We start from the raw sequence: 17,355 nt of genomic DNA, 5'->3' as shown, positions 1-17,355 counted from the left end.
ACGCTCCTCATGGGGAACAAGGGGAACACTATGTCGTTCATCGGCCGTGACATGGCGATCGACCTCGGGACCGCCAACACGCTGGTGTACGTGAGGGGCCGGGGGATCGTCCTGAACGAGCCGTCCGTGGTCGCCATCAACACGAACACCGGTGGCATCCTGGCGGTCGGCTCCGAGGCGAAGAAGATGATCGGCCGGACGCCCGGCAACATCGTCGCCGTCAGGCCCCTCAAGGACGGCGTGATCGCCGACTTCGAGATCACCGAGCGCATGCTCCGGTACTTCATCCTCAAGATCCACAAGCGCCGTTACCTGGCGCGTCCGCGCGTCGTGGTCTGCGTGCCCTCCGGCATCACCGGAGTGGAGCGCCGCGCCGTCATCGAGGCGTCCACGCAGGCCGGCGCCCGCCAGGTACACATCATCGAAGAGCCCATGGCCGCCGCCATCGGCTCGGGCCTGCCCGTCCACGAGGCCACCGGCAACATGGTCGTGGACATCGGCGGCGGCACCACCGAGGTCGCCGTCATCTCCCTCGGCGGAATCGTCACGGCGCAGTCCATCCGGGTGGCCGGTGACGAGCTGGACAACGCGATCATCCAGCACATCAAGAAGGAGTACTCGCTCCTCCTCGGTGAGCGCACCGCCGAACAGATCAAGATCACCATCGGTTCGGCGTACGACCTCGACAAGGACGAGCACACCGAGATCCGCGGCAGGGACCTGGTGTCCGGGCTGCCGAAGACGGTCGTGATCTCGGCCGCCGAGGTCCGCAAGGCCATCGAGGAGCCGGTCAACGCCATCGTCGACGCGGTCAAGACGACGCTGGACAAGTGCCCGCCGGAGCTCTCCGGCGACATCATGGACCGCGGCATCGTCCTGACCGGCGGCGGCGCGCTGCTGCGCGGCCTGGACGAGCGGCTGCGCCGTGAGACCGGCATGCCGATCCACATCGCGGAGGATCCGCTCGACTCGGTCGCGCTCGGCTCCGGCAAGTGCGTGGAGGAGTTCGAAGCGCTCCAGCAGGTTCTGGACGCCCAGCCCCGGCGGTGATCGACTCCCCGTCCACGGGGCACGCGGAACACAAGGATCCGCCGTACGGGTGCTAGCGCGCCGGTGCGGCGGATCGTTGATATACAGGCAACAGTCCGGTGTGATCACAGCTGCACGTCTCACCGGAGCGGCTCTGCCGCACGGGTATCTACGAGGAAGGCACGGCCGCCGCACGTGAGGGACACACGAGAGAGCCGGCTGCTCCTGGTGCTTCTGATCGCCATCGCGTTCGCATTGATCACGGTGGACATCAGAGCGGGCGAGGAGTCACCGGTCGACGGTGCCCGACAGGCCGCCGCAGCGGTCTTCGGCCCCGTCGAGAAGGGCGTGGCGACGGCGGTGGATCCGGTGGCCCACGCCATAGGAGCCGTACGCGACTCCGGCGAGCGCCACAACCGGATCGCGACGCTGGAGCGCGAGAACACCGCGCTCAAGGCCAAGCTCGGCAGCGACGACCAGAACCGCAGCCGCGTCCGCGAGCTCGACGAGATGCTCAAGCGGGCCGGCGCGGGCCAGTACGGCATCAAGGGCGCCGAGGTCATCGCGATAGGAGCGGCCCAGGGCTTCTCCTGGACCGTCACCATCGACGCGGGCAGCAAGGACGGCATCGAGCGCGACATGACCGTCCTGAACGGGGAGGGCCTCGTCGGCCGGGTCTCGACCGTCGGCCCCGACACCGCCACCGTGGTCCTCGCCAACGACCCCGACTTCACCGTCGGCACCCGACTGGAGAAGACCGGCGAACTCGGCTTCGCCACCGGCCAGGGCGACCGCGCCCTGTCCGTGCAGATGCTCAACGGCAAGGCCAAGATCAACGCGGGCGACCGGCTCGTCACCTTCGGCTCGCGCGGCAACAAGCCCTTCGTGCCCGGCGTGCCGATCGGCGAGGTGGTCAAGGTGGACCCCTCCCGCGGAGACCTCACCCGTACCGTCTGGGTGCGCCCGTTCGTGGGCTTCTCGCGCCTGGACATCGTCGGCGTCGTCGTGATGCCGCCGCGCGAGGACCCGCGCGACGCGGTCCTCCCCCCGAAGCCCGCGGCCCCCAAGCCCACCCCGACGGTCACCGTCACGGTCACCCCGTCCGCCAGTGTGCCCGGCAAGCCGGACGACGAGTAGGAGCTGACCGTCCATGCGTTTCAACCGGATCCTGCTCTCGGCCACGCTCGTGGTGGTCGCCCTCGTGGTCCAGGTCGCCGTTCTCGGCCGGCTCCAACTGCCCGGCGCGGTACCCGACCTGGTCCTCCTCACCGTCGTCGCCCTCGCCCTGGTGTACGGCCACCTCAGCGGGGCCGTCATCGGCTTCGGCGCCGGCCTGCTCGCCGACCTGGCGCCGCCCGCCGACCACGCCGCCGGGCGGTACGCGCTCGTGCTGTGCCTCATCGGCTACCTCGTCGGCCTGGCCCGCCCCGACAACGGGCGGTTCCGCTCGGCCTGGGGTCCGATGCTGACCGTCGTCGCCGCCGCGATCGGCTCCACCCTGCTGTACGCGGGTGTCGGCGCCCTCGTCGGGGACACCGCCGCCCGCCACGTCGGCCTGGCCGGCCTGCTGTTCACGGCGACCCTCTACGACCTGCTGCTCGCGCCCTTCACCGTGCCGTTCATCATGGCGCTCGCCCGGCGCGCCGAGAACGACCCGATGGCCGTCGAGGCCGGCGGCGGCCCGCCCCAGGGCAAGGACGTCTCCTCCGGCTGGCTGGCCGGCGGCACGGGGCTGCGCATCGGCAGCCAGCGCGGTGGACTGCGCCTGAAGACCGCACGCGGACGCGCCAACCGGGCCGGCCGCATAAAGGGCGTCAAGGGTGTGAAGAGCGTCAAGAAACTGTGAGGGAGGAGAAGGCGTGAGCAACAACCCCGACACCGGCCGCACCTCCCGGGTGCGGATCCGACTCGTCATCATCCAGGTGCTCGTCTTCTCCCTGCTCCTCACCCTCGGCGGGCGCCTCTGGTACCTCCAGATCCGCAACGGCGACGAGTACTACCACGAGGCGAAGAACAACCACGTCCAGCAGGTCGTCCAGCCCGCCGTGCGCGGTTCGATCCTCGACGCGCGCGGCATCGCGCTCGCCGACAACGAGACCCGTCTGGTCGTCTCCGCCAGCCGCACCGAACTGATGAAGATGAAGGACAAGGGCAAGGGGGTCCTCACCCGGCTCTCGGACGTACTGGACATGACGCCGCAGGACGTCATGGACAAGGTCCGGCTCTGCGACTCGCGGACCCCCCAGCCCTGCTGGAACGGCTCCCCCTACCAGCCGATCCCGGTCACCAACAAGGCCACCACCCAGCAGGCCCTGCAGATCCGCGAACGCCCCGAGGAGTTCCCCGGGATCACGGCCGAGCCCACCGCGGTCCGCCGCTACGCCGCCCCCGGCGGCGCCAACACCGGACAGGCGCTGGGCTACCTCTCCCCGGTCACCGACGGCGAGATCACCCGGGCGAAGGACACCAACTCGCCCTTCCTGCGCTCCGACCAGGTGGGCCGCTTCGGCCTGGAACGCACCTACGACAGGCACCTGCGCGGCAAGTCCGGCGTGACCCGCTACGAGGTGGACAACCTCGGCCGGGTCATCGGCATGGCCCAGAACGATCCCGCGATCCCCGGCGCCAACCTCGTGACGAGCATCGACGCGCGCGTCCAGGCCGTCGCCGAGTTCGAGCTGAACGAGGCCATGATCGAGGCGCGCAAGCAGATCGACCGCAACACGGGCGTTCCCTACAAGGCCGACGCGGGCGCCATCGTCGTCCTGGAGTCCAAGACCGGCCGCGTCGTCGCCATGGCCTCCAACCCGACCTACGACCCGAACGTCTGGGTCGGCGGGATCTCCGCCAAGGACTACGCGAAGCTGACCGCCAAGGACTCCAACGTCCCGCTGATGAACCGGGCGATCCAGGGCCAGGCCGCGCCGGGCTCCATCTTCAAGGTGATCCCGACCGCCGCCGCCGTCAACGCCGGGTACAAGTTCGACGGCGAGTACCCCTGCCCCAGTTCGTACTCCATCGGCGGACAGGTCTTCAAGAACTTCGAGTCCCAGGGCCACGGCTCCATCACCCTCGGCCGGGCTCTGGAGGTCTCCTGCGACACCGTCTTCTACGCCCTCGGCCACCAGCAGTGGCTGAAGGACGGCGGGCTCAAGCCGAAGAAGCGCCCGGCCGAGATCTTCTACAAGACCGCCCACCAGTTCGGGCTCGGCGCCGAGACCGGCGTCGACCTGCCGGGCGAGGAGAAGGGCCGGGTCCCGGACCGCCAGTGGAAGCAGCGGTTCTGGGCGGCCAACAAGGACGTGTGGTGCAAGACGGGGAAGAAGGGCGGCACCTACGTCGAGCTGCTGTCCTACGAGAACTGCCTCGAAGGCAACCTGATGCGCGCCGGTGACGCCGTCAACTACTCCATCGGCCAGGGTGACACCCTCGTCACGCCGATCCAGATGGCCACCATCTACGCGGCCATCGCCAACGGCGGCACCATGTGGAACCCGACCATCGGCAAGGCGATCATCAGCGCCGACGGCAAGCGGGTCGAGAAGATCCCGCCGCGCGCCCACGGCCGACTGCCGGTCACCAAGGAGACCCTCGTCAAGATGGACGGCGCCCTCGCCGGCGTCGCCACCGAGGGCACCGCCGCATGGCGGTTCGGCGGCTGGCCGCAGAAGGAGATCCCGATGCACGCCAAGACCGGCACCGCCGAGGTCTACGGCAAGCAGACGACCTCCTGGTTCGCCACCTACACCTCGGACTTCACGATCGTCATGACGATCTCCCAGGGTGGTACCGGTTCCGGGGCATCCGGCCCCGCCGTGCGCAACGTGTACAACGCCATCTACGGTCTGGACATGGCCGGCAAGCAGGACGTGAAGAGCGCCCTGCTGATCAAGCCGGAGGCGAACCTGCCGACCATCCAACCCGACGGATCCATCGACGCCCCCGTGGTCAGGCCCTACGTGCGCCCGTCCCCGGAGGAGGTGCCCGCGCTCGCCGGGCCGCCCGCACCGCCCGCAGCAAGGCAGGACTGATGCAGACCGCGAACAAGTTCTCCGTAGCCCGGTACGCCCCGGAACGCGGAGCCATGGCCAAACTCACCGCCCGCGACTCGGTGGTGCGCCGGCTCGACTGGCCGATACTCCTCTGCGCGCTGGCGCTGTCCTTCATCGGCTCCATGCTGGTGTGGTCGGCGACCCGCAACCGGACCTCCCTGAACCAGGGGGACCCGTACTACTTCCTCTTCCGGCACGCCCTGAACACCGGCATCGGCCTGGTGCTGATGATCGGCACGATCTGGCTCGGGCACCGCACCCTGCGCGGCGCGGTCCCGGCCCTCTACGGGCTCTCGCTGCTGCTGATCATCGCCGTGCTCACCCCGCTCGGCGCGACCATCAACGGCGCGCACGCGTGGATCGTGATCGGCGGCGGATTCTCCATCCAGCCCTCCGAGTTCGTCAAGATCACGATCATCCTGGTCATGGCGATGCTGCTGGCCACCCGGGTGGACGCGGGCGACCTCGCTCACCCCGACCACCGCACCGTGGTCAAGGCGCTGTGCCTGGCCGCCGCCCCGATGGGCATCGTCATGCTGATGCCCGACCTCGGCTCGGTCATGGTGATGGTCGTCATCGTGCTCGGCGTGCTGCTGGCCTCCGGCGCCTCCAACCGCTGGGTGCTGGGCCTCATCGGCGCCGGCGCCGGCGGGGCCATCCTGATCTGGCAGCTCGGCGTCCTCGACGAGTACCAGATCAACCGCTTCGCCGCCTTCGCCAACCCCGAACTCGACCCGGCCGGCGTCGGCTACAACACGAACCAGGCGCGCATCGCCATCGGCTCCGGCGGACTGACCGGCTCGGGCCTCTTCAAGGGCTCGCAGACCACCGGCCAGTTCGTGCCGGAGCAGCAGACCGACTTCGTGTTCACGGTCGCGGGGGAGGAGCTCGGCTTCATCGGGGCCGGGCTGATCCTCGTCCTGCTGGGCATCATCCTGTGGCGGGCCTGCATCATCGCCCGCGAGACCACCGAGCTGTACGGGACGATCGTCTGCGCCGGGATCATCGCCTGGTTCGCCTTCCAGTCCTTCGAGAACATCGGGATGACCCTGGGGATCATGCCGGTCGCGGGGCTGCCGCTGCCCTTCGTGTCCTACGGAGGCTCGTCGATGTTCGCCGTGTGGATCGCGGTGGGGCTGCTGCAATCGATCCGGGTGCAACGGCCCCTTTCGGCCTGATCACCCGGGCGGCGGGTTTGGCTCCTGCCGACCTTCTCGCCGCCGGCCGGGCGGGACTAGATTCGAAGCATGGCCGAGACGAAGCGCGAGATCGAGCGGAAATTCGAGTTCACGCAAGCCGACGCGGGGCGGGGGAGCGGTTCGGGCTCCCCCGACCGGTCCGGTCCCCCCGACCGGAAACCGGCCCGGAAGGACCGCCCCCGGCTGCCGGACCTGACGGGCACCGCGGGCGTCGAGACCGTCTCCCCGCAGGGCACCGTCGACCTCGACGCCGTCTACTGGGACACCCCCGACCAGCGGCTCGCCGCCGACGGGCTGACCCTGCGCCGCCGCACCGGCGGCGCCGACGCCGGCTGGCACCTCAAACTGCCCGTCTCCCCGGACGTCCGCGACGAGGTCCGGGCACCGCTCAGCGACACCGTCCCCGACCGGCTCGCCGAACTGGTCCGCTCCCGGGTGCGCGACGGCCGTCTGGAACCGCAGGTACGGCTGCGCTCCTCCCGCGAGGTCAGCCACCTGCTCGACGCCGACGGAGCCGTGCTCGCCGAACTGTCCACCGACACCGTCCGGGCCAGGCGGGGCAAGGCCAGGGCCACCTGGACCGAGGTGGAGGTGGAACTGGCCGACGGGGTGGACCCCGAACTGCTCGACGCCGTCGAACGGCGTTTCCGCGAAGAGGGCCTGCGGGTCTGCGAGGCCCCCTCGAAACTCGCCCGGGCGCTCACGGAGACGGGCGGCGCGCCCCCCGCCCGGACCGAGACCGGGCCCGCCGAGGACACGGCCGGCGCGCGGGTGCTCGGGTACCTGCGCGAACAGCGCGACACCCTGGTCGCCCAGGACCCCGCCGTCCGCAGGGACCTGCCCGACTCCGTCCACCAGATGCGGGTCGCGATGCGGCGGATGCGCAGCGCCTTCAAGACGTACCGCAAGGTCCTCGACCGGGCGGCCACCGACCCGCTCGGGGAGGAACTGCGCCGGCTCGCCGCCGAACTCGGCGTCGCCCGCGACCAGGAGGTCATGGCCGAACGCCTCCTGACGCACCTCGGCGAACTCCCCGACACCCTGCGGCTCGGCCCGGTCCGCGGCCGACTGCGCGTCTGGGACACCACCCGCGGCCACGCCGCCCGGCAACAGGCCCTCGCCGCACTCGACAGCGACCGGTACGTCGCCCTGCTGGACGCCCTCGACGCCCTGCTGGCCGACCCGCCCCTGCGCGAGGCCGCCGGGCGCCCGGCCGAAGAGGTCCTGCCCACAGCGGTGACGCACGACTTCGAACGGCTCGCCGGCAGGGTCGAGACGGCACTCGACCTCGCCCCCGGACACGACCGGGACCTGGCCCTGCACGCCGCCCGCAAGGCCGCCAAGCGGGCCCGCTACGCGGCGGACGCCGCCGTACCCGCCCTCGGTAAGCCCGCCGCACACCTGTCCAAGGCCGCCAAGAAGGTCCAGACCCTGCTCGGTGACCACCAGGACGGCGTGGTCGCCCGCGAGGCCCTGCGAACGATCGCCGTCCAGGCGACCGCCGCGGGCGAGTCCGCCTTCACCTGGGGCCTGTTGTACGGCCGCGAGGAGTCGTTGGCCGAGCGGAGCGAACGCCGGCTCCCGGAGGTCTGGCGCAAGGCGGCGGCCGTACGGGACCGGGTGGACCTCAACGGATAGGTCCCGCCGTGGCCGGTGATCTTGGCGGCGGGCGGCCGCCGGGCATCGGGGTACGCTTGAGAGTCGCCCCCTGCCCGCTTCACGAAAGTCGCGTGATGTCCGAGTCGGTCTTCCCACAGCTCGAAGCTCTGCTCCCGCATGTGCAGAAGCCCATCCAGTACGTCGGTGGTGAGCTGAACTCCACCGTGAAGCCCTGGGAGAGCACGGACGTCCGCTGGGCGCTCATGTACCCGGACGCGTACGAGGTCGGTCTGCCCAACCAGGGCGTCATGATCCTCTACGAGGTGCTGAACGAGCGCGAGGGCGTCCTCGCGGAGCGCACCTACAGCGTGTGGCCGGACCTCGAAGAGCTGATGCGCGAGCACAAGGTCCCGCAGTTCACCGTCGACTCCCACCGCCCCGTCGGTGACTTCGACGTCTTCGGGCTCTCCTTCTCCACCGAGCTCGGCTACACCAACATGCTCACGGCGCTGGACCTCGCGGGCATCCCGCTGGAGGCCCGCAACCGCACGATCGACCACCCCATCGTCCTCGCGGGCGGCCACGCGGCCTTCAACCCCGAGCCGATCGCGGAGTTCATCGACTGCGCGGTCATCGGCGACGGCGAGCAGGCCGTCCTCGACATGACCGAGATCATCCGCGCCTGGAAGGCCGAAGGCCGACCCGGCGGACGCGAGGAGGTGCTGCTGCGCCTCGCCAAGACCGGCGGCGTCTACGTTCCCGGGTTCTACGACGTCGAGTACCTGCCCGACGGCCGTATCGGCCGTGTCGTCCCGAACCGCTCCGGCGTCCCGTGGCGCGTCTCCAAGCACACGGTCATGGACCTCGACGAGTGGCCCTACCCGAAGCAGCCGCTGGTCCCGCTCGCCGAGACCGTCCACGAGCGGATGTCCGTGGAGATCTTCCGCGGCTGCACCCGAGGCTGCCGCTTCTGCCAGGCCGGCATGATCACGCGCCCCGTGCGGGAGCGAAGCATCACCGGCATCGGCGAGATGGTGGAGAAGGGCCTCAAGGCGACCGGCTTCGAGGAAGTCGGCCTCCTGTCGCTCTCCTCGGCGGACCACACCGAGATCGCCGACATCGCCAAGGGCCTGGCCGACCGCTACTCCGACGACAAGGTGGGCCTGTCCCTCCCGTCGACCCGCGTGGACGCCTTCAACGTGGACCTCGCCAACGAGCTGACCCGCAACGGTCGCCGCTCCGGCCTGACCTTCGCCCCCGAGGGCGGCTCCGAGCGCATGCGCAAGGTCATCAACAAGATGGTCTCGGAAGAGGACCTGATCCGCACCGTCGCCACCGCCTACGGCAACGGCTGGCGCCAGGTGAAGCTGTACTTCATGTGCGGCCTGCCGACCGAGACCGACGAGGACGTCCTCCAGATCGGCGACATGGCGGTCAACGTCATCGCCAAGGGCCGCGAGGTCTCCGGTCAGAACGACATCCGCTGCACGGTGTCGATCGGCGGGTTCGTGCCGAAGCCGCACACCCCCTTCCAGTGGGCGCCGCAGCTGAGCGCCGAGGAGACCGACGCGCGGCTCACCAAGCTCCGCGACAAGATCCGCGGCGACAAGAAGTACGGCCGCTCCATCGGCTTCCGCTACCACGACGGCAAGCCCGGCATCGTCGAGGGCCTGCTCTCGCGCGGCGACCGGCGCATCGGTGACGTCATCCGCGCCGTGTACGAGTCCGGCGGCCGTTTCGACGGCTGGCGCGAGCACTTCAGCTACGACCGCTGGATGCAGGCCGCCGAGAAGGCGCTGCCCGCGTACGGCGTGGACGTCGCCTGGTACACGACCCGCGAGCGCACCTACGAGGAGGTCCTGCCCTGGGACCACCTCGACTCCGGTCTCGACAAGGACTGGCTCTGGGAGGACTGGCAGGACGCCCTCGACGAGACCGAGGTCGAGGACTGCCGCTGGACCCCGTGCTTCGACTGCGGCGTCTGCCCGCAGCTCGACCTCGACATCCAGATCGGCCCCACCGGCAAGAAGCTGCTGCCGCTCACGGTCGTCAAGTGACCGTCGTGCGAAGGCGGTGACCCGACGGCTGTCGAAGACGGCCATCGGGTGACGCGCCTCGGTCACATTCGGTAACACCTCGGTCTCGACAGGCCCCCACTCGCAACGGTGGGGGCCTGTCCCGTGTCCCTACCTGCATGGAACTCGACAAGGGGCGACCGACGAACGGCGGCGAGGGCTGCCTCGTCGGCGTCGTCCGCATCCCCGTGAAGATAGTGACCGTGCTCGTCGTACTGCCCGTACGAGTGGTGTGGGACCTGCTCGTGGCGTTCGGGCGGACGCTGAACCGGCACCTTCTCGGCCCCATCGGCCGCGGCCTGTCCTGGTGCCACCGGACGGTCGTCCGCCCGGTGGCGCGCACCCTCGGCCTGGTCCTCGTGACCCTGCTGAAGCTGGTGTTCGTCTGGCCCTGGGCGGGACTGTGGCGGTACGTCCTGGTCCCGGTCGGGCAGGGCCTGGCCCGGCTCGGGAGCGCCCTGACCAGCCACGTCCTAGCCCCGATCGGCGGCGCGCTGCTGCGGTACCTGCTCCGGCCCGCCGGACGGGGGATCTCCCGGCTGGCCCGCGCCGTGTACGCCCGCCTGCTGACCCCCCTCGGCCAAGGGTCCGCCCGCCTCCTGTCGTTCCTGGGCAAGGTGCTGTTCGTATGGCCGTGGGTGGGTCTGTGGCGGTACGTCCTGACGCCCGTCGGTCGGGGTGTGGCCTGGTCGGCGCGGTGGATCGGCGCGGGTCTCGGGTGGCTGGCGAAGGCGCTGTTCGTCTGGCCCTGGGTGGCTTTGTGGCGGTACGCCGTCGCCCCGATCGCGGTCGGCGCGTACCGGTACGTGCTCGCCCCCGTCGGGCGCGGGCTGTACACGTACGTCCTCACGCCCCTCGGACACCTGCTGCGCGGAGCCTGGTACCTGGCCGGCCGGATCAGCCGCACCCTCGGCCGCGGCCTGCTCCTCCTGTGGCGCGGGCTCGTGGTCCGGCCCGCCCGCTGGGCCCACCGGCGCATCGCCACCCCCGTCGGGCACCTGGTCCGGGAGGTGTGGCGGACCTCCCGCACCGCGGTGCGGGAAGCGCGGGCCGAGGTGCGACGGGCGCTGTTCGGTACGCCTCCGAGGGAACCGGCGAGGTCACGGGCGCGTAGTCTGGGTAGTACGACAGTCGCAGGCAACACGCCCGCCCCCGAGATCTCCCTCCACAAAAGGCAGGGGTGAGCCGGCCGGTGGGGCGTGGCCGGCAGGCTCACCAGACCTCAGGGCGACGCGCGAGCCGCGAAGCCCCGCACAAGGAGAAGAACCACTGGGCAAGCGACAGCCCGAAGGCCCGCCTCCCGCACCGGTGGTGCAGCGCATCCGACTGCGCTACACCAAGCGCGGCCGCCTCCGGTTCACCAGCCACCGGGACTTCCAGCGTGCCTTCGAGCGGGCCCTGCGCCGCTCGGAGGTGCCCATGGCGTACTCGGCCGGCTTCACCCCCCACCCCCGGGTCTCCTACGCGAACGCCGCACCCACCGGCACCGGCAGCGAGGCCGAGTACCTGGAGATCGCCCTCGCGGCACCCCGCGACCCCGACAAACTCCGGATCCTGCTCGACGAATCGATGCCGGTCGGCCTCGACATCGTCGACGCGGTCGAGGCCAGGACGTCCGGGCTCGCCGAGCGACTGACCGCCTCCGTGTGGGAGCTGCGCCTGGACGGCGTCGAGCCCGCGGACGCCGAGCGGGCCGTGGCCGCCTTCCTCGCGGCCGACACCGTCGAGGTCCAGCGCCGCACCAAGAACGGCATGCGGACCTTCGACACGCGCGGCGCCGTGGTCAGTCTCGAAGCACATCCGGCCCCGGCTGATAGGCCTCTGGACAATGCCTGTGCGATACTGCGGCTGGTTGTTCGGCATTTGACACCTGCCGTACGACCCGACGACGTCCTGTCCGGTCTCCGAGCTGTGGCCGACCTGGCGCCGCCGGTCCCCGCAGCGGTGACCAGGCTGGCGCAGGGGCTCTTCGACGAGGAGTCCGGCACGGTGACCGACCCGCTCGCGCCCGACCGCGAGGCTGTCACGGCCGCCCCACCCACGGCCGCCGTAGCCGCCGACGCGAAGGCGCCGGAAGGTCCCGCCGCGTAAGGAACGCCGTTGTCGCGCCGCCCTGGCACTCGGAAGCCTCCTGGGCCGGGCAGCGCACACAGACCTGAAGACTTCCGCCAGGCCGTACGGACAACACGTACGGAACCGGCGGCCATGAAACTGAGCTCCCGTGTGGCGAACGCGCCCCGGAGGCCGGTTCCGCGCTCATTACGCGGCGCCGTGCCGGACCGGATGTCAGCCGCGGCGCCCGGGAGCGTGACGGGAGAACCGCCCGCAATGCTCAACAACGAAACGTCTGAGAACAACCACACCGCCGGCAACGCCGATGGTGGAAGCCCCAGCGACAACCTGCCCCCGCGCAGGCGTCGCCGCGCCGCCTCACGGCCCGCGGGCCCGCCCGGCGCCACCGCCGCCGAGGCCGTGACCGAGACCCCGGCCGCCGCCCCCGCCGCAGTCGCCGCCGAAGAGCCCGCAGCCCCCGCGCCGCGTGCCCGCCGCCGTGCCACCCGCGCCGTCGCCGCGCCGGCCGCTCCCGCCGCCGAGGCCGCCCCGGCGCCCGCGGTCGAGACCCCGGCCGTCGAGACCCCGGCCGCTCCCGCCGTCGAGGAGCCCGCGGCCCCCGCGCCGCGTGCCCGTCGCCGTGCCACGCGTGCGGTCACCGCCCCGGAGGCACCCGCCGCCGAGGTCGCCCTGGAAGAGCCCGCCGCCGTCGAGGACCCGGTCGCCCCGGCGCCCCGTGCCCGTCGCCGTGCCACCCGCGCCGTCGCCGCGCCGGCCGCTCCCGCCGCCGAGGCCGCCCCGGCGCCCGCGGTCGAGACCCCGGCCGTCGAGACCCCCGTCGTGGAGGAGTCCGCGGCCCCCGCCCCGCGTGCCCGTCGCCGTGCCACCCGCGCCGTGACCGCGCCGGCCGCTCCGACGGCCGAGGCCGTCGTGGAGACCCCGGCCGAGGCGCCCGCCGCCGTCGAGGCCCCGGCCGTCGAGGAGTCCGCGGCCCCCGCGCCGCGTGCCCGTCGCCGTGCCACCCGCGCCGTCGCCGCGCCGGCCGCTCCCGCCGCCGAGGCCGCCCCGGCCCCCGCCGCCGAGACCCCGGCGCCGGCCGTCGAGACCCCGGTCGCCTCCAAGGCCACCGTCACCGTCGCCGACGCCGTGGACTCCCCGAAGCGCGGCGGCCGTCGTCGTGCCACCCGCTCCGGCGCCGTCACCCCGGCCGCCGCCGCGCAGCCCGCCGCCGAGGCCGAGGCGCCCGCCGCCCCGACCCAGTCCCGCGCCGGCCGTCGCGCGGCGCGTCCCGCCGTGGCCGTGTTCCAGGCCCCGGTGTTCGCCGAGCCGATGTTCCAGACCCCGGAGACCGCCGCCATGGCCGCGGCTGCCGCTGCCGCCGCCGGCCAGGTCGACGAGGAAGAGGACGAGGACGACACGGAGGTCGTGGCCGAGGCCGTACAGGCTCCCGCCGCCCAGCCGGCCGGTCGTCGCCGTCGCCGCGGTCGTGGGGCCGCCGAGCCCGCGGCCCCGGCCGTCGAGTCCGCGCCCGTCTCCCTCGCCGATGTGGAACTGCACCAGGCCGAGGAGACCGAGGGCGAGGCCGAGTCCGCCGACCTCGACGAGGACGAGAACGACGGCGAGCGTCCGTCGCGTCGTCGTCGTCGCGGGGGCCGTCGCCGCCGTCGCGGCGAGGCCTCCGACCTCGACGAGTCCACCGACGAGGACACCGAGTCCGAGTCCGCCGACCAGGAGACCGAAGAGGAATCCGCCGAGGAGGACGACGAGTCCGACGACGGCGCCCTCGGCTCCAGCTCCAGCCGGCGTCGCCGGCGTCGCCGCCGCCGCAGCGGTGACGGCGGTACCGACGCCGACGCGGCCGAAGAGGACGGCGTACGCACCGTCGTCAAGGTGCGCGAGCCGCGTCCCGCGCGCGAGCGCTCCGAGTCCGCCGCCGGTTCCGGCTCCACCTCCTCCGACGAGGTCCAGTCCATCAAGGGCTCGACCCGCCTGGAGGCGAAGAAGCAGCGCCGTCGCGAAGGCCGCGAGCAGGGCCGCCGCCGCGTGCCGATCATCACCGAGGCCGAGTTCCTGGCCCGTCGTGAGGCCGTCGAGCGTGTGATGGTCGTCCGCCAGGCCGGCGAGCGCACCCAGATCGGCGTCCTCGAGGACGACGTGCTCGTCGAGCACTACGTCAACAAGGAGGAGGCCACCTCCTACGTCGGCAACGTCTACCTGGGCAAGGTCCAGAACGTGTTGCCGTCGATGGAGGCCGCCTTCATCGACATCGGCAAGGGCCGCAACGCGGTCCTCTACGCCGGTGAGGTCAACTTCGAGGCGCTCGGCATGGCCCACGGCCCCCGCCGCATCGAGTCCGCCCTCAAGTCCGGCCAGTCGGTCCTGGTGCAGGTCACCAAGGATCCGATCGGCCACAAGGGCGCCCGTCTGACCAGCCAGGTCTCGCTGCCCGGCCGCTACCTCGTCTACGTGCCCGAGGGCTCGATGACCGGTATCAGCCGCAAGCTGCCCGACACCGAGCGCGCGCGCCTCAAGACCATCCTCAAGAAGATCGTCCCCGAGGACGCGGGCGTCATCGTGCGCACCGCCGCCGAGGGCGCGAGCGAGGACGAGCTGCGCCGTGACGTCGAGCGCCTCCAGGCCCAGTGGGAGGACATCCAGAAGAAGTCGAAGCAGATCTCGACCTCTTCGCCGAGCCTCCTGTACGGCGAGCCGGACATGACCGTCCGCGTCGTGCGCGACATCTTCAACGAGGACTTCTCGAAGGTCATCGTCAGCGGTGACACCGCCTGGGAGACCATCCACGGCTACGTGAACCACGTGGCCCCGGACCTGGCCGACCGGCTCTCGCGCTGGACCTCCGAGGTCGACGTCTTCGCGACGTACCGGATCGACGAGCAGCTCGCCAAGGCGCTCGACCGCAAGGTGTGGCTGCCCTCGGGCGGCTCCCTCGTGATCGACAAGACCGAGGCGATGATCGTCATCGACGTCAACACCGGCAAGTTCACCGGTCAGGGCGGCAACCTCGAAGAGACCGTCACCAGGAACAACCTGGAGGCGGCCGAGGAGATCGTGCGCCAGCTGCGGCTGCGCGACCTGGGCGGCATCGTCGTCATCGACTTCATCGACATGGTCCTGGAGTCCAACCGCGACCTGGTCCTGCGGCGCATGCTGGAGTGCCTGGGCCGCGACCGCACGAAGCACCAGGTGGCCGAGGTCACCTCGCTGGGCCTGGTCCAGATGACCCGCAAGCGGGTGGGCCAGGGCCTCCTGGAGTCCTTCTCCGAGACCTGCGTCCACTGCAACGGCCGCGGTGTCATCGTCCACATGGAGACCCCGACCGTGGTCGGTGGCGGCGGCAACGGCAAGCGCTCCAAGCGCCGCGGCGGCCGCACCCAGGACCACGACCACGACGTCGAGTCGGTCGAGTCGACCGACACCGGTGACACCGAGGTCTACGAGACCGAGGAAGAACTGGCCGCCGAGGTCTCCGCGCCCCGCGCGCTGCCCGAGCCGGAGTTCGTCCCGGACGAGGAGCTGTACGGCAGCCGGGCCGAGGCGGAGGCCGCGGCCTCCGGCGTGAGTGGTCGACGCAACCGTCGCCGTGCCACCCGCAAGGCGACCGCTCCGGCGGGCGCCCCGCGCGGCGCGGCGGCCCCGGAGCGGGCCCCGGCCGTCGTGGCCGAGCCCGAGCCGGTCGTGGAGCCCGTCGCCGAGCCGGTGGCCGTCGTCGAGCCCGAGCCCGTCGCCGTCGCCCCGGTCGAGCCCGAGGTCGCCCCGGAGCCGGTGGTCGAGGAGGCCCCCAAGGGCCGTACGCGTCGCCGTGCCACCCGCAAGGCCACCGCCCCGGCGGGTGCCCCCGCGGTCGCCGCCGAGGCCGCCGCGGAGCCGGAGCCGGTCGTGGAGGCCGTCGTCGAGCCCGTCGTGGAGCCGGAGCCCGAGCCGGTCGTCGTCGAGACCCCGGCCGAGCCGGTGGCCGAGCCCGTCGCGGACGCCGCGCCGGCCCGCCCGCGTCGCCGTGCCACCCGCAAGGCCACCGCACCGGCCGGTTCCCCGGCGGGCGCGGCCGAGGCGGCCGTCCTGGTCGTCGAGGCCGCTGCGGCAGCCGAGTCGGAGCCCGAGGCGGCCCCGGTCGAAGCCGACGCCGAGCCCGAGGCGCCGGTGAAGAAGAAGGCCGCCCGCAAGGCTCCGGCCAAGAAGGCGACCACCACCGCGGCGAAGAAGGCCCCGGCCAAGAAGGCGGCGGCCACCAAGACCGCCGCGAAGAAGACCGTCGCCAAGAAGGCCGCCACCACGGCCAAGAAGGCGCCGGCGAAGCGGGCCACGAAGAAGACCGCGGCGGCGGAGCAGCAGACGCTCCCGTCCGTCTCGGCTCCCACCGAGGCCTGATCCGCGTCACACCCGTGGGCCCCGCCGAACGGCGGGGCCCACGGGCGTTCCGGGCCCGGTTTGACCCCCTGGAACCGGGCCCGTAACCTAGACCGTCGGCATGTCCTAGATGATTTTCCGTCTAGTGCGCGTCGCGCTCCTGAGCACCTTCCTCCTCTGTACCTCCGCGTACGCGCCTCGCGCGTGCGCGCCGCCGGGGAGAGGCCGCTCGTCCAATCCGGATCACCGTGGGCCTCGGCCCGCGTGAGCGGCTGGCTTCAGGAGCATCCGTCCCGAGTGAGAGAGAGATCCGCGTGTACGCCATCGTGCGCAGCGGTGGTCGCCAGCACAAGGTTGCTGTTGGTGACATCGTTGAGGTTGACAAGATTTCCACTGCCAAGGTTGGCGACACGGTCGAGCTCTCGACCCTGCTCGTTGTCGACGGCGACGCCGTGACCAGCGACCCGTGGGTGCTGGCCGGGATCAAGGTCCAGGCCGAGATCGTGGACCACCACAAGGGCGCCAAGATCGACATCCTGCGCTACAAGAACAAGACCGGCTACCGCCGTCGCCAGGGTCACCGCCAGCAGTACACGGCGATCAAGGTCACCGGTATCCCCACGGCTGCGAAGTAAGAGGGACTGAGACATGGCACACAAGAAGGGCGCATCGTCCACCCGGAACGGGCGCGATTCCAATGCTCAGCGGCTCGGCGTGAAGCGCTTCGGCGGTCAGGTCGTTTCCGCCGGCGAGATCCTCGTCCGCCAGCGCGGCACCCACTTCCACCCGGGTTCGGGTGTCGGTCGTGGTGGCGACGACACGCTGTTCGCGCTGCAGGCCGGTTCGGTCGAGTTCGGCACGCACCGTGGCCGCAAGGTCGTCAACATCGTTCCGGCCGCCTGATCCAGCTCCTGCTGCATCACACGCGTTCGTAACACCCCGAGGGCGGATCTCAACTCTTCCCGGCGGAAGCCGGGAAGAGAG

At 71.7% G+C, this 17,355-nt stretch carries 12 protein-coding genes; all 12 read left to right on the top strand.

The window, feature by feature from the left end:
• The first annotated feature begins 30 nt into the window (after positions 1–30).
• The 12 genes from ACFYW3_RS07925 to rpmA all read left to right on the top strand — a co-directional run bounded on the left by ACFYW3_RS07925 (position 31) and on the right by rpmA (position 17,274).
• Positions 31–1,050, top strand: coding sequence for a rod shape-determining protein (locus ACFYW3_RS07925; protein WP_008738981.1), 1,020 nt, complete (start codon positions 31–33; stop codon positions 1,048–1,050).
• 174 nt (positions 1,051–1,224) lie between these two features.
• Positions 1,225–2,166 carry a rod shape-determining protein MreC gene (gene mreC, locus ACFYW3_RS07920; protein ID WP_053674944.1) on the top strand — a complete coding sequence of 314 codons (942 nt, stop codon included), beginning with the start codon at positions 1,225–1,227 and terminating at the stop codon, positions 2,164–2,166.
• Positions 2,167–2,179: 13 nt separating this feature from the next.
• The gene (gene mreD, locus ACFYW3_RS07915; RefSeq protein WP_351755024.1) at positions 2,180–2,875 is read left to right on the top strand and encodes a rod shape-determining protein MreD; all 696 of its coding nucleotides are present in this window, start codon (positions 2,180–2,182) and stop codon (positions 2,873–2,875) included.
• Positions 2,876–2,888: 13 nt separating this feature from the next.
• On the top strand, positions 2,889–5,060 hold the full coding sequence (gene mrdA / locus ACFYW3_RS07910) for a penicillin-binding protein 2 (RefSeq protein WP_389385836.1): 2,172 nt from the start codon (positions 2,889–2,891) through the stop codon (positions 5,058–5,060).
• On the top strand, positions 5,060–6,259 hold the full coding sequence (rodA, locus tag ACFYW3_RS07905; RefSeq protein WP_351755030.1) for a rod shape-determining protein RodA: 1,200 nt from the start codon (positions 5,060–5,062) through the stop codon (positions 6,257–6,259). Before mrdA ends, rodA begins: the two co-directional genes overlap by 1 nt.
• A gap of 69 nt (positions 6,260–6,328) precedes the next feature.
• Entirely contained in the window at positions 6,329–7,918 is a 1,590-nt protein-coding gene (locus ACFYW3_RS07900) for a CHAD domain-containing protein (protein ID WP_389385834.1), read from the top strand.
• A gap of 92 nt (positions 7,919–8,010) precedes the next feature.
• Entirely contained in the window at positions 8,011–9,936 is a 1,926-nt protein-coding gene (locus tag ACFYW3_RS07895; RefSeq protein ID WP_351375818.1) for a TIGR03960 family B12-binding radical SAM protein, read from the top strand.
• Between the two features lie 137 nt (positions 9,937–10,073).
• Positions 10,074–11,138 (top strand): hypothetical protein, encoded by a 1,065-nt coding sequence (locus ACFYW3_RS07890; RefSeq protein ID WP_389385833.1) that lies wholly within the window; start codon positions 10,074–10,076, stop codon positions 11,136–11,138.
• Between the two features lie 127 nt (positions 11,139–11,265).
• Positions 11,266–12,045 (top strand): TIGR03936 family radical SAM-associated protein, encoded by a 780-nt coding sequence (locus tag ACFYW3_RS07885; RefSeq protein WP_351755051.1) that lies wholly within the window; start codon positions 11,266–11,268, stop codon positions 12,043–12,045.
• Positions 12,046–12,282: 237 nt separating this feature from the next.
• Positions 12,283–16,392, top strand: a complete 4,110-nt coding sequence (locus ACFYW3_RS07880) for an Rne/Rng family ribonuclease (protein WP_389385831.1) — start codon at positions 12,283–12,285, stop codon at positions 16,390–16,392.
• A gap of 293 nt (positions 16,393–16,685) precedes the next feature.
• Positions 16,686–17,006 carry a 50S ribosomal protein L21 gene (gene rplU, locus ACFYW3_RS07875; protein WP_030159347.1) on the top strand — a complete coding sequence of 107 codons (321 nt, stop codon included), beginning with the start codon at positions 16,686–16,688 and terminating at the stop codon, positions 17,004–17,006.
• A 13-nt stretch (positions 17,007–17,019) separates the two neighbouring features.
• Positions 17,020–17,274: a 50S ribosomal protein L27 gene (gene rpmA / locus ACFYW3_RS07870; RefSeq protein WP_030013081.1), complete on the top strand. Its 255-nt coding sequence runs from the start codon at positions 17,020–17,022 to the stop codon at positions 17,272–17,274.
• Positions 17,275–17,355 lie beyond the last annotated feature (81 nt).

This window comes from Streptomyces sp. NPDC002602 (assembly GCF_042889445.1).
Classification (GTDB): Bacteria; Actinomycetota; Actinomycetes; order Streptomycetales; family Streptomycetaceae; genus Streptomyces.
This window is presented reverse-complemented; position numbering and strand designations above follow the sequence as displayed.